Here is a 13,383-nt window from a genome sequence, read left to right on the forward strand (position 1 = left end):
CTTACTTAAAAGTTGACCGATTTATAAATGCTTTCTAAAACGCGTTTGGCCGTCGGTAAATAGTGGTCTTCTAATGAAAAGAATGGTACTGGCACATCAAACCCTGTCACGCGTTCAATTGGTGACCTTAAATATAAGAATGATGTATCATTTATGACAGATAAAATGTCATTACCAAGTCCACCAGTTCCGTGTGCTTCATGCACGATAACCGCGCGCCCTGTTTTTTGAACAGATTCAGCAATTAATTCACGATCAAGTGGGTAAAGTGTTCTTAAGTCGATTACTTCACAACTAACACCTTGTTCTTCCGCCTGCTTTGCTGCTTGTTCTGCTACTGGGACCATTGCTCCCCATGCAATTAATGTAATATCTGTACCTTCTTGAACTTTGTTCCCTTTACCAATTTCAACATTGTATTTCCCTTCAGGAACGTCTTCGCGTTTTGCACGGTAACTACGCATTGGCTCCATGAAAATAACAGGATCCGGGTCTTCAATTGATTCAATTAATAAACCTTTCGCATCGTAAGGCGTTGCAGGACAGACTACTTTAACGCCTGGCATGTGGGTAAACAATGCTTCAGCACTATCAGAATGAATTTCTGGTGCACGAATTCCAGCTCCATATGGCGCACGAATGACCATTGGTGCAGAATAATGACCTAACGTTTTCATTCTCAAACGTGATACATGTGTCATAATTTGATCATATGCCGGGTAAATAAAGCCCATAAATTGCATTTCAGCAACTGGCTTAAACCCGTTAACCGCCAAACCAACTGATGTACCAACGATCCCAGACTCTGATAACGGTGTGTCGACAACTCGGTCCTCGCCAAAAACTTCTTGTAACCCTTCTGTTGCTCTAAATACACCGCCGTTTTTCCCGATATCTTCTCCGAGTAATATCGTCTTTTCATCTAACTCTAGCATCGTCTTCAAGCCATCATTAATCGCTTGAATCATCGTCATTTGTTTCGTTTTACTATTTACTTCAGGCTTCTGTTCAACCTTTAAATCCACGTTAATCCCCCTTTAGCTGTGCTAAGTATTGATCTTTTTGTTCTTCGAGATGCTCTGGATTTTGTTCAAAGACATAATCAAAAAGATCTGCAGGGTTAGCTTTCGGGCTATTTTCCATTGCTTCTACAGCCGCTTCCACTTCATTCTCTATTTTCTCTTTCGTTTCACTAATCCACTCTTCATTCCAGTGACCGTAGTTTTTCATAAACATCTCTAAACGATCTAATGGGTGAACAATTTCTTCACCTTGGCCATCTGGACGATACTTCGTCGGGTCATCTGCAGTCGTGTGGGCACCTGTACGCCACGTAACTGCCTCGATTAATGTTGGTCCGCTACCTTCTCGCGCTCGGTTAACTGCTTTTTCCATTTCAAAATAGACGCTAAAACAGTCATTGCCATCGATTCTGACACTTGGCATATCATAAGCGAGTGCTTTTTGGGCGATTGTCTTTGAATTCATCTGCTTTTCAATTGGAACTGAGATCGCGTAACCGTTGTTCTGATTAAAGAAAACCGTTGGCGTTTGAAAAACAGAGGCAAAGTTTAAACCTTCATGAAAGTCACCTTCTGATGTTGCCCCATCACCGAAATAGGCTAGTGCGATATTCGTTGTTCCTTTTCGTTTTTCAGCCCACGCTGTTCCTGTAGCATGTGGAATTTGCGTTGCAATTGGTACAGCTGCTGGGAAGATATTTTTACCTTTAGGTGGCACAACACCTTCATGTCTACCATTCCAGTATAAAAACGTACGAACCATATCAGCACCAAACGTTAACGTTGCACCGTGATCGCGGTATGTTGGAAACATCCAGTCGCCATCTTTAAGCGCTAAAGCACTCCCAACTTGTGATGCTTCTTGACCTTCAAACGGTGGGTAAGTACCGATTCGTCCTTGCCTTTGCAAATTGATTGCTTTACGGTCAAACGTACGAATTCTAAGCATGTTGTAATACATCGTGCGAACTAACTCTTCATCGATCTTTTCCTCATATGATGAATCAATTAAATTCCCTTGATCATCCATTACTTTCTTGATTGGGAATTGTTCTTCCATAGTAAGACCCCCAATTTTATATTAATGACGGATTTTCCACTTAGGGCTAACAGTGCGGTTAAAGAAACTATTACGCTTCTCACGGTTTGACATTACTTTTTCACAAAGCTGGTCAGCCGCTTCAACAGTGGATATCTCGTTAAGTTCAGACTGCTTATAAACTTCTAAAATCGTATTATATATTTCTTTCGTTTTTAATAAGACTCGTTCTTTACTTGGCCCATACAGTTCATCTGCAACTTGGATAAGACCCCCTGCATTAACAATGTAATCAGGTGCATAAAGAATGCCTCTTTTCGTTAATTCAATACCATGTCTTTCTTCTAACAATTGATTATTAGCGGCTCCAACGACTGCTTTAAATTGAAATTGCTCAATTGTCGTGTCATTGATTACGCCACCCATAGCGCACGGCACAAATATGTCAGCTGGTACTGTGTAAATCTCATTTGTTTCAACAACCGTCACTGTACCTTCTGATGTTTGGGCAGCTTTAGCTTGAATCGCTTCAATCGAGTCTTTATTTATATCTGTCACGTAAATCGAAGCACCTTCTTGAAGCAACCGCTCTGCAATTTTAAAGCCAACTTTACCTAAGCCTTGGATCGCGTAAGTAACCGGTTGTAAACTTTCATGGCCAAATAGCATTTTGTTCGTCGCTTTAAGTCCATATATAACACTCTCAGTAGTAGGTATTGATGAATCGCCACCTCCACCGTATTCTTCTGGGATTCCTGCAATGCAGTTTGTTTCTTTCATTGCATGGACGAAATCAGCTAATGTTGTTCCCATGTCTGTACCTGTGTAAAAGCGGCCGTTTAAGGATTCTACAAATTGGCCGAATGCGCGGAATAATTCTGGTGATTTATCTGTGAGGGGATCTCCTATAATGACAGCTTTGCCTCCACCGAAGTCTAAGTCAGCTGCTGCACATTTGTAGCTCATACCTTTTGATAATCTTAATACGTCTTCTAATGCTTCATCGAAAGATTCATATGGCTGCATGCGACATCCACCGATTGCTGGACCTAATTTCGTACTATGTATGGCGATAATAGCCTGTAAATTAGTCGATGGATCATTGCAAAAAACGACTTGCTCATGTTCTGACATTTTCTCAAGGAGTGATAAGTTTTCAATCTCATCATTTTTAGATGATGCCATAATATAACTCATAGTTAACCTCCTATTCTATTAACAACCAAATTAACCATGTAACTGTCCTGTACGCTTTTCGATTACCTCCTTAGGTAGGATGACTTGTTTAACTGTCCCTTTTCCAATTAATTGACCTTCTTCACGGTAAGCCTCTACTTCTGTAATGACTTGATGATCCTTATATTCTGTTAAAGTTGCTGTTAGTCTGACATTTGTATTTAACGGGGCAGCGTCAAGGTGTTTAACACTAACTGATGCTCCCATACCTTCTTCATGTTCTTCTAAAAATGGTAGTATAATTTTGCGCGAAACCCACTCCATGTGATATACCATTGAAACGGTGGAATACACGGGGTGTACGACATTCCCTTCAAAACTCGCAAACATATCCTTTGTAACTTTTACGTCAATTGTCTCTTGTCTACCGACTTCCATGCCAGGCTTCATACCATTCATCACTTCCATTCTATAATTAGAAGTAAGCCTTGAATTCAAGCTTGTATACAATTATATACAATTATATAAAAGCGCTTACATTTTTCGATAAAAAGTGTGGATTGCTATACAAATTTTGTCGCAATCCATTATAAACTCCTAGAGACTTCCTCAATTTTAAATTGCATGACGTTTGTATAACGATATTTTATCATTTTGTAATGTATAAAACAATAATTTATTTGAAAAGTGTTTATTTTCTAATAATTATATTGATCATTTACAAACGGAAGCTGTTGCTTCGATTGTTCAACTTGATTAGACGCCTCTTGCATCATACCCTCAACTAACTCCTGAACAGTTGGAATATCTTCTATTAAACCTGTAATTTGACCACTATTTAAAAATCCATTTTCTAAGTCGCCTTCTAATGCACCTTTGCAATGTAGCTCTTCAGACGTTAATTGGCGATATTCTTCTACAGTTAACCCGGACTTTTCAAGGTCAGTCAATTTCTTAGCGTATTGCGTGTTTAAAATACGCCTCACTTGCCCGACTGTTCGTCCTACAATAGTCGTCCCTGTACCGTTAGCTTCTAAGATCTTCTCTTTGTAATGTGTGTGGAAAGGGGCTTCTTGAGTTGCAATAAAGCGCGTTCCCATTTGTACGCCACTTGCTCCAAGCATAAGCGTTGCAGCTAAACCTTTTCCATCACCGACGCCACCAGCTGCCAAAACGGGTACATTAACGTGTCGTACAATTTGCGGTATTAGAGTAAAAGTCGTTAGCTCTAAATTAGAATTGATCCCTGCTGCCTCATAGCCTTCAGCAACTAACAGATCCGCACCCGCTTCTTCTGCTTTCTTCGCATGTTTCACCGAAGCAACTAAAGTCATCACTTTAATCCCTTGTTCGTGAAGCTTTGGAATGTAAGGTGCTGGATTACCAGCAGACAGTGATACGACAGGCACTTGTAAATCGATCACAAGGTCAATTAGACGCTCAACATTTGGTGCAACAGCCATCGCAATGTTGACTGCAAACGGCTTTTTCGTTAATTCTTTTGTTTGGTTGATTTTCATTTCGACCTCTTCTGGTGACATCGTGCCACAACCGATCGTACCAAGTCCTCCCGCCTCTGAGACTGCCGCTGTTAGCTCTGGGCTACTTATATTACCCATTCCCCCTAAAACGATTGGGTATTGAATGTTTAATAGATGACATACTGGATTCATAGCTTTCCTCCTCTAATACCTGAAAGTTTCCTGTTACTTATATATTCTCAACTAAAGTCGAAATTCCCTGCCCGACACCTACACACATTGTTGCAACGCCGAGATTTGTGTCTTGTTTTTTCATTTCATGGATTAAAGTCGTTAATATTCTAGCCCCACTTGCACCTAATGGGTGACCAAAAGCAATGGCTCCACCATTTACGTTAACTTTTTCTTCACCAAGGTTCAGCTGTTTCATACACTCAATAGACTGCGAAGCAAATGCTTCGTTTAATTCGACTAAACCGATCTCATCAATTGAATAGTTTGTTCGCTTTAATAGTTTTTGAGTTGAGTAAATGGGTCCTAACCCCATAACAGCCGGCTCTAACCCTGCAGCTGCTCCACCAACGTATTTAACTAATGGTTTTAACCCTAATTGCCTTGCTTTTTCAGCGCTCATTAAAAGTAATGCAGAAGCACCGTCGTTAACACCTGATGCATTACCAGCAGTGACTGTACCTTCTTTGAAGATTGGTCTTAGTTTCCCTAGCTTTTCTTTCGTTGTATTTGGACGTGGATGTTCATCTTGATTGATGATGAACTCATTTCCTTTACGATCAACGTACTTAACAGGAACAATTTCGTCTTCGAACCGTCCAGTTTCAAACGCTTTTTTCGCTTTCATTTGACTAGCGTAGGCAAACTCATCTTGCTCTTCTCTCGTAATTTCATAGCGCTTTGCAACATTTTCTGCTGTTTGAGGCATCGTGTCAGCACCGTACATCTCTTCTAATCTCTTGTTTGTAAAACGCCAACCAATTGTCGTGTCATACATTTCCATGTTACCTCTTGGGAACTCTTTTTCCGGTTTTGCCATGACAAACGGTGCACGCGTCATACTTTCTGTCCCGCCAGCAATATAAACGTCGCCATCACCAACTGCAATCGCACGTGCTGCTTGGATCACAGCATCCATTCCCGAGCCACAAAGGCGATTGACAGTCGTTGCACTAACATCAACTGGCAAACCAGCTAGTAATGTTGACATGCGCGCCACGTTACGATTATCTTCGCCTGCTTGATTGGCATTTCCAAAAATGACTTCTTCAATCTCACTTGGAGGCAAGTTCGGATTGCGCTCTAATAACGCTTCAATGACCACTGCCCCTAAATCATCTGGGCGAATTGTTTTAAGTGCACCGTTATACCTTCCAATCGGCGTCCTTACCGCATCAACAATGACTACTTCATTCATTTTTTGATCAACTCGTTTTCATTAGTATAATCATACACACCACGGCCTGTTTTTCTTCCTAAACGACCAGCTTTCACATACTTTTCTAGTAATGGAGCAGGGCGGTATTTTTCACCTAATGTCTCATATAAGTAATTTAAGTTGTTCAGCCTCGCATCTAATCCGACTAAGTCACCTAACTCTAAAGGCCCCATCGGATAGTTCAACCCTAATTTAATCGCTTTGTCGATATCTTCAGCTGAAGCAACTCCTTCTTGCAACATATGAAATGCTTCATTACCGACTAAGGCACTAATTCGACTCGTCACAAAACCTGGGAATTCATTGACTTCAACGGTTTCTTTCCCCATTTGTTCTGCCGTTTGACGAACGACTTCAACCGTCCCGTCACTCGTTTCTAAACCTTTAATAATCTCAACTAATTTCATGACATGCACAGGGTTAAAAAAGTGCATTGCCACGACTTTCTCAGGGCGTTTCGTATAAGAGCCTAGTTCTGTTGGGCTAATCGTTGACGTGTTTGAAGCTAAAATCGTGTGTGCTGGCGCATGTTGATCAGCTGTTTCAAGTACTTTTTGTTTTAAGTCAGACTTTTCTGGTACCGCTTCAATAACTAAGTCTGCACTTGCAGCAGAACTCGCTAAATCTAGTGAAGTATGAAGGCGCTCTATCAGTTGGTCAGCTTCTGATTCTGTTATTTTGCCACGTTTGATCCCTTTTGCCGCGGTTTGCTTAGTGTGTTCATAGGCATCTTGTAACTGCTCTTCTGATACGTCGACGAGCTCAGTTTGATAACCTGAAAGGGCCGAGACATATGCTATGCCTCGCCCCATGACACCAGCACCCACGACAGTAATACGGTTAATAGTCATGGACACTCTACCTTTCTATCATTCTATTATTTATACGTTGAATGGATTAAGAGGTTTTGAGCCATAGTATGAAAGGACACTCTTATCTTCCATATATAAATCTAGCGTTTCAACTGTTAGTTCACGGCCGAACCCTGACTGCTTATAACCACCGAATGGCGTACCAGGGAACGCTGAGAATGGACTATTAACCATGACGATTCCTGCTTGGATTTGGTGTGCAACACGTGTAGCACGGCCTTGGTTCGTCGTCCAAATCGCTGATCCTAATCCGTATTTCGTATCGTTAGCACGCTTAATGACATCTTTTTCGTCTGTAAATTTCTCAACAACAACAACTGGTCCGAAAATTTCTTCTTGTACAGCTTCCATATCAGGTGTCACGTCCGTAATAACAGTTGGTGCATACCAATAGCCTTTTTCAAATCCTTCAGGGTAAATTTGTTTACCACCTGTTGCAATCGTCGCACCATCTTTAACAGCCGACTGAACGTAACCATCAATTACATCTAATTGCTCTTGGTTAATAATTGAGCCAAGGTGTGTCCCTTTATTAAACGGATCACCTGATTGAAGCTTTTCCGTTTTCTCAATAAACTGCTCCATAAACTCATCATAAATCGATTCATGCACGAACATACGCGAACGCGCTTCACACGATTGACCTGTGTTGAAGAAGATTCCGAATAATGAGCCAGCAACTGCCGCTTCTAGATCAGCATCTTCAAACACAATATTAGGTGACTTACCACCTAGCTCAAGAGTGACACGCTTAAGTGTTTGAGACGCTTTTTCCATAATGTCTTTACCAGTTGGCGTCGAACCAGTGAATGCGACTTTATTAACGTCTTCATGTTGCACTAAGTAATCACCAACAACACTTCCTGAACCAGGTACCGTATTGACGACACCTTCTGGAACGCCCGCTTCATGGCAAATTTCATTCAATAATAGAGCCGTAATTGGAGTTAAACTAGCTGGCTTAATGACGACTGAGCAACCAGTTGCAATAGCAGGAGCAATCTTCCACGCCGCCATCATCATTGGGTAGTTCCACGGAATGATTTGAGCACAAACACCAACAGGTTCTTTATGCGTATAGTTAAAGAATCCGTATGGCATATTGTTAACTTCACCGCGGTGACCGACAATAGCACCTGCGTAAAATTCAAAATCCTCAATCGACTGGTTAATTTGAACTTGTGCCGCACCAACGGATTTACCGCTGTTTAGTACTTCCATTTCAACTAGCTCTTTAAAACGTGAACGCATAATCGATGCGATATTGTTTAATACACGAGAACGTTTTCCAACTGGATACTTACGCCATTTCCCGTTATCAAAAGCTTCTCGCGCTGCTTGAACAGCCTTTTCTGCATCTTCCTCACTCGCTTTTGCTACTGTTGCAATTACTTCTCCTGTTGCTGGGTTATACGTTTCGAACGTTTCTTTTGAACTACTATCTACCCTTTCACCATTAATGATCATCCCATAATGATCTCGCTTCATTTCCCCTACTTGTTCAATTGCTTCTTTCGTTAATTCCATTAAAAATCCACTCCTCTCGATTATTTTCCGATGAAATTTGGTTCGCGTTTTTCTTTAAATGCTTGAACACCTTCTTGATGGTCGTTAGATAAACCAGCAATTCGCTGGGCTTGTGCTTCACTTTCTAGTACATCTTGATAATCTGAATGCATGCCATCCATCATATAACGCTTAACTAACGCTATCGCTTTTGTAGGCATACTTGCTAATTTTTGCGTAAATGCTTCGACTTGCTTATCCCACTCGTCTTGCGGAATCACTTCAGTTGCTAACCCTAATTCATAGGCTTCTTCACCCGTAATCGGTTTTCCAAGTACGGAGATTTCCATCGCCTTCGCATACCCAACAATCCGTGGTAGGTTGTAAATAAACCCTGAATCAGGAATTAAGCCAATGTTTATAAAAGCACTGACGAACTTAGCTTGCGGTTGTACGAGCCTAAAATCACACGCCAACGCTAAACTCATTCCAGCACCTGCTGCTGTACCATTAACTGCTGCAACTACAGGCTTTGGAGTTTCTTTAATTGCTTTTAACATTGGGTGATACCTTTTTCTTAAAAAAGTGGCATGATTCGTGTTTTCATCAACACCTTGTAGGTCTTGCCCAGCACAAAAGGCTTTTCCTTCGCCTGTAAAGACGATGCAACGGACGTCATCGTTTTTCGTCGCTTGTTTTAACGCCCGTGTGACTTCGTAATTCATTCCTTCAGTAAATGCGTTATACGCTGATGGCCGATTTAGCGTAATCGTTGCAACACCTGAGTACTCTTCATATTTAATCGTTTGAAAATCCATCCCCATGACTTACACTCCTTTAAAAGAAGGTGATCGCTTTTCAGTAAAAGCTTTCATCCCTTCCTTTTGGTCCTCTGAGGCAAACGTTAAGTAAAAATTCTTCCGCTCTAACTTCATGCCGTCAGTTAACGTCATATCTTTAGCTGCTTTAACCGATTCTTTAATTAACCGTAATGAAATAGGTGCTTGGTTCGCTAACTGTTTAGCCAAACGGAATGACTCTTCAAAAACGAGTTCATCAGCTATCACTCGGTTAATAGCACCAAGTTTTAACGCCTCATGAGCCTCCATTTGTTCACCTAACCATATCCACTCTAATGCTTTACGTTCACCGATTGCTTTAGTTAACAACTGAGTACCACCTGCTCCTGGCATAACACCAAGCTGTACTTCAGGAAATCCAAACTTAGACGATTCACCTGCAACGATTAAGTCACAATGGAGGGCTAGTTCAAAACCTCCACCTAAAGCAACACCATTAACTGATGCAATAATCGGCTTGTTAATAAGTGTTATCCGATCCCACACCGCAAACGGATCTGCTAGCTCCATCGTAAGTGGCGTCTCATTCATCATTTCTTCAATATCCGCACCAGCTGCAAATGCTCTGTCACTTCCTTTGATCATGATGACACGAACGTCTTCGCTTTCATCATATTGCTCGAGTTTCTCAACGATTTCATCTACCATTTGCCGGTTTAATGCATTAAGCACTTCAGGGCGATTCAATTGAATCACCCCGATTTTGTCTTCAACAAACGCTTCAATGTACCGATTAGACATTAACGGCAACTTCCTCGCCAATGACTAACGTGACAATATCCCCGGCAAACTTCATAACGTCTTTTCCAGATGCTTTTCCTTCATCTGTTTTCATCGCTTCTTGTAATGCTTCATGGCTCTCATAGTACATTTCACATAGTAAGTAATAATCTGTCTCACCCATTGGCGAGCCTACAATTTTAGTTACTTTCATGTCTTTTAACCCTGGAATCTTCTGCGTCAGTGGTGTGTGCACATTGTAGTAGTGCTCATCAAACTTCTCCTGATCTTCCGGTTTCTTGTAAATCGCAACTAATTTAACCATCTTAAAATCCCCTCTCAAAATTTATTTGATTGCATATTCCACTACTGGCTTCATCGCTTCAAATGGGTTTTTACACGAGCTGCAATATAAAATGCTGCGACAAGCCGTAGGTCCAAACACATTATCCATTGACGTATAGTCAGAATCACAATATGGACAGTTAACCGTCCACTCCTGGCCTGGCTCGTAATTCTCTGGTGGAGGTGCAATGCCATGCTTTTTCAGCTGCTTTTTCCCTTCATCTGTAATCGCATCTGTCGACCATTTCAGTTCAAAGGAGAACTCAACTTCACATTCAGATACCCAGTCAAGTTCAAGTACCGCTTGATGAACATCTGCTTTAATGAAATCTAAAGCAGGACATCCTGCAAAAGTTGGAACCATTACAATTGAGACGCTACTTCCATCAACGATCACCGTGTGAACCATCCCTAAATCTGAAACACTAACAGAAGGTAATTCAGGGTCATCAACTGACTTTAAGACCTCTCGAACCTCTTCTTCTTTCGCCTGGCGCGTCATTGAACGACACCTCCTTTACTTACCAAACGGCTTTCTCATCACTGCGGTATACTTCAGCAAGCGTATTTAACGCTTGGTCTAAATCCGGTGTATGGTCACCTTCTCTACCACTTCCAAATGCTTTACCGAACGAAATGTCTCGAATATCTTTAACAGTCGATTCTACTTCTTGAATGAACCGTTCTTTTAAGTCGTCCTCACCACTTATAATGTCAAAATGCTCAAGTTCAGTAGCATACTCCCCAAGCTCTAATACATCACCGAATTGTTGCCACGCTTCTTCCAGTCGCGATTGCAACTTCGTCTTCGCCTCATCAGTAGAGTTGTTAAGTTGCTTAAACCATATTTTCCAATGCGATAAATGATAAGGCTGTTCCATTAACACTTTTCCAGCAATGTTGGCTAACGGTGTATAGGAACTCTTTGTTAACGCTTCTAGTTTTACTTTTTTGAAAGATTCATAGAGAAAATTACGAACAACAGCCAACGCCCAGTCGTAGTACGGCTCTGTTAAGTATTCACCTTCACCGTTTTTCTTCTCAAAATAAACGGCGTTTCGCCTACTACTAGGGTCACGTTCGTGCGCAAGAGCGTCCGCTTCACCTTCACTTAAGTCTTCAAGCAGTCGGTAATACATTAACGCGTGACCCATCGTATTTTGTGTAATTGAAGAAAAAGCTACGTCTTCTTCTATATGCGGTGCTAAGCCGAGCCATTCTGAACCGCGAAAAGAAATGAGAAAGTCATCATCAGCTAATTGATAAAGTAAGTCTGTTAAAGCTTTTAAATAAACATCATCATTCATTGCCTCTTGTGCAGATGTCACTTTTGTCATTTCTTTTTCACCTCTTTCCACGACATGATCTCTTTCTCATCTAACATGCCTTGCTCTTTTTCCTTCCACTTCTTACGCAAATAGCCGTAACCTTTCGTTCTGCGGTAGTCTTTATTGTCTAAACGCTTCGTTAAATTCAAGCGCTCCTCACTCGTCATTGAGCGAATATTACTTCGCTTAACTACCCAAACGTCTAGCACGTCTTCACGGCGCATAAAATTTTCAACAGCCATGCTGAGTGCCATCTCTTCATTAGGAGCAAGCAGACTGAATTGATGTTGAATGGGTGATTTAACACTTTTCTTACTAAAAACTTCATACTCTTGGTAAAAGTTTGTTTCATTCGACTCCGACATAAAACCTCTCCTTCCCCGTTATTGGCCAATCGCTTCAGGTGAAAGTGCTTCTCTTACCCAACGGTTGTTTTCGTAAGCAACTTCACGTAAGCGCAAGCGCTCTTTAGATCGTGGTCCTTTATTTTTAATAATTTGTTTAAACTCATTCCAATCAGGTTGCTCGTAAACCCATTTTTCTTGTTCTTCGTCATAGTGGACGGTTTCATCTGGTACTGTAAGTCCTAGTGAGAATACACGCGGTAAGTATTTATCAAGGAATGCTTGTCGTAGTTCTTCGTTGGAGCTTTTACGAATGCGGTATTTAATCATCGTGTCTTGTTTGGAGGTTCCAGTCGTGTCAGCTGAGCTCGGTCCAAAAAACATTAACAATGCTGGCCACCAGCGGTTCAGTGACTCTTGCAATATTTCTCTTTGGTACTCAGTTCCTTCAGCTAATGCCATGATGATTGCTTCACCATGCTGTGCGTGGAAAACTTCTTCTTGGCAAATGCGTTGAAGTGCGCGTTGGTAGGGGCCATAAGAAGCATCTAACATGTTCGTTTGTGAAATGATGGCTGCACCGTCAACTAACCAGCCAACCATGCCAGCATCAGCCCACGTTTTCGTCGGCATATGGAAAACGTTGTGAAACTTAAGGTCGCCACTTAACAAGTCTTCCATTATGTTTTCACGGTTTTTGCCGTATGGTTTCAATAAATCTTCAGCCACTCGCAACAACAATTGACCGTGCCCCATTTCATCTTGCACCTTCGCCATAATACCGAGCTTACGCTTCATCGTCGGTGCTTTTGGCGTCCATTCTTTCTCAGGTAAGGCCCCCATAATTTCACTAATACCGTGCATGGAAATTAATTTTACTAAACCTTGCCTGTAATCCTCTGGCATCCAATCGTCCGGTTCAATTTTCTCCCCCGCTTCAATCCGTGCCATAAACTGCTCGTATTTTTCTTGGTCATGTTCTGGTACATTAGGCTGATCAGAACCGCCGTATTCCAAGTAATTATACATACAGCCACCTCTCCTCCATCACGTTTATTTAACGTAATAATATCAAAACGTTATACAAACTTCAATATAAATATTTTAATTTTCAAAAAATAATATAGGTTATATAACTTATTATATGATGACATTTATGGTTAATATTCGTTGTTTTATCAATGGATAGCTTGTACATTTTGTTAAAAAAGAAGTGAATTTTGCACCACCATGTAGTAAA

At 41.2% G+C, this 13,383-nt stretch carries 15 protein-coding genes; all 15 read right to left on the reverse strand.

The window, feature by feature from the left end:
• Window positions 1-5: 5 nt before the first annotated feature.
• The gene (locus AHA02nite_RS01330; protein ID WP_146814106.1) at window positions 6-974 is read right to left on the reverse strand and encodes an alpha-ketoacid dehydrogenase subunit beta; all 969 of its coding nucleotides are present in this window, start codon (window positions 972-974) and stop codon (window positions 6-8) included.
• Window positions 975-1,026: 52 nt separating this feature from the next.
• A complete protein-coding gene (gene pdhA, locus AHA02nite_RS01335; RefSeq protein WP_146813627.1) occupies window positions 1,027-2,082 on the reverse strand; it encodes a pyruvate dehydrogenase (acetyl-transferring) E1 component subunit alpha in 1,056 nt (351 codons plus the stop codon).
• Window positions 2,083-2,103: 21 nt separating this feature from the next.
• The gene (locus AHA02nite_RS01340; protein ID WP_146813628.1) at window positions 2,104-3,258 is read right to left on the reverse strand and encodes a Leu/Phe/Val dehydrogenase; all 1,155 of its coding nucleotides are present in this window, start codon (window positions 3,256-3,258) and stop codon (window positions 2,104-2,106) included.
• Window positions 3,259-3,288: 30 nt separating this feature from the next.
• Window positions 3,289-3,687 (reverse strand): thioesterase family protein, encoded by a 399-nt coding sequence (locus AHA02nite_RS01345; protein WP_146814108.1) that lies wholly within the window; start codon window positions 3,685-3,687, stop codon window positions 3,289-3,291.
• A gap of 248 nt (window positions 3,688-3,935) precedes the next feature.
• Complete coding sequence (locus AHA02nite_RS01350) at window positions 3,936-4,910, reverse strand: NAD(P)H-dependent flavin oxidoreductase (RefSeq protein ID WP_146813630.1); 975 nt, start codon at window positions 4,908-4,910, stop codon at window positions 3,936-3,938.
• A 37-nt stretch (window positions 4,911-4,947) separates the two neighbouring features.
• The gene (locus AHA02nite_RS01355) at window positions 4,948-6,147 is read right to left on the reverse strand and encodes a thiolase family protein (protein ID WP_146813632.1); all 1,200 of its coding nucleotides are present in this window, start codon (window positions 6,145-6,147) and stop codon (window positions 4,948-4,950) included.
• Window positions 6,144-7,019, reverse strand: a complete 876-nt coding sequence (locus AHA02nite_RS01360) for a 3-hydroxyacyl-CoA dehydrogenase (RefSeq protein ID WP_146813634.1) — start codon at window positions 7,017-7,019, stop codon at window positions 6,144-6,146. Before AHA02nite_RS01360 ends, AHA02nite_RS01355 begins: the two co-directional genes overlap by 4 nt.
• Before the next feature lie 30 nt (window positions 7,020-7,049).
• Window positions 7,050-8,567, reverse strand: a complete 1,518-nt coding sequence (locus tag AHA02nite_RS01365; RefSeq protein WP_146813636.1) for an aldehyde dehydrogenase family protein — start codon at window positions 8,565-8,567, stop codon at window positions 7,050-7,052.
• A gap of 20 nt (window positions 8,568-8,587) precedes the next feature.
• Window positions 8,588-9,370, reverse strand: coding sequence for an enoyl-CoA hydratase/isomerase family protein (locus AHA02nite_RS01370; protein WP_017185604.1), 783 nt, complete (start codon window positions 9,368-9,370; stop codon window positions 8,588-8,590).
• Between the two features lie 3 nt (window positions 9,371-9,373).
• Window positions 9,374-10,147, reverse strand: coding sequence for an enoyl-CoA hydratase/isomerase family protein (locus tag AHA02nite_RS01375; RefSeq protein WP_146813638.1), 774 nt, complete (start codon window positions 10,145-10,147; stop codon window positions 9,374-9,376).
• Entirely contained in the window at window positions 10,140-10,451 is a 312-nt protein-coding gene (locus AHA02nite_RS01380) for an EthD family reductase (RefSeq protein ID WP_017185602.1), read from the reverse strand. The genes AHA02nite_RS01375 and AHA02nite_RS01380 overlap by 8 nt, the downstream gene beginning before the upstream one ends.
• A 21-nt stretch (window positions 10,452-10,472) precedes the next feature.
• Window positions 10,473-10,973, reverse strand: a complete 501-nt coding sequence (gene paaD / locus AHA02nite_RS01385; protein ID WP_146813640.1) for a 1,2-phenylacetyl-CoA epoxidase subunit PaaD — start codon at window positions 10,971-10,973, stop codon at window positions 10,473-10,475.
• A 19-nt stretch (window positions 10,974-10,992) separates the two neighbouring features.
• Window positions 10,993-11,808: a 1,2-phenylacetyl-CoA epoxidase subunit PaaC gene (gene paaC, locus AHA02nite_RS01390; RefSeq protein WP_100214242.1), complete on the reverse strand. Its 816-nt coding sequence runs from the start codon at window positions 11,806-11,808 to the stop codon at window positions 10,993-10,995.
• Window positions 11,805-12,164, reverse strand: coding sequence for a 1,2-phenylacetyl-CoA epoxidase subunit PaaB (gene paaB, locus AHA02nite_RS01395; protein WP_017185599.1), 360 nt, complete (start codon window positions 12,162-12,164; stop codon window positions 11,805-11,807). Before paaB ends, paaC begins: the two co-directional genes overlap by 4 nt.
• Window positions 12,165-12,182: 18 nt before the next feature.
• Entirely contained in the window at window positions 12,183-13,172 is a 990-nt protein-coding gene (gene paaA, locus AHA02nite_RS01400; RefSeq protein ID WP_146813642.1) for a 1,2-phenylacetyl-CoA epoxidase subunit PaaA, read from the reverse strand.
• Between the last annotated feature and the right edge of the window lie 211 nt (window positions 13,173-13,383).

It is taken from the genome of Alkalibacillus haloalkaliphilus, assembly GCF_007991275.1.
GTDB lineage: Bacteria > Bacillota > Bacilli > Bacillales > Alkalibacillaceae > Alkalibacillus > Alkalibacillus haloalkaliphilus.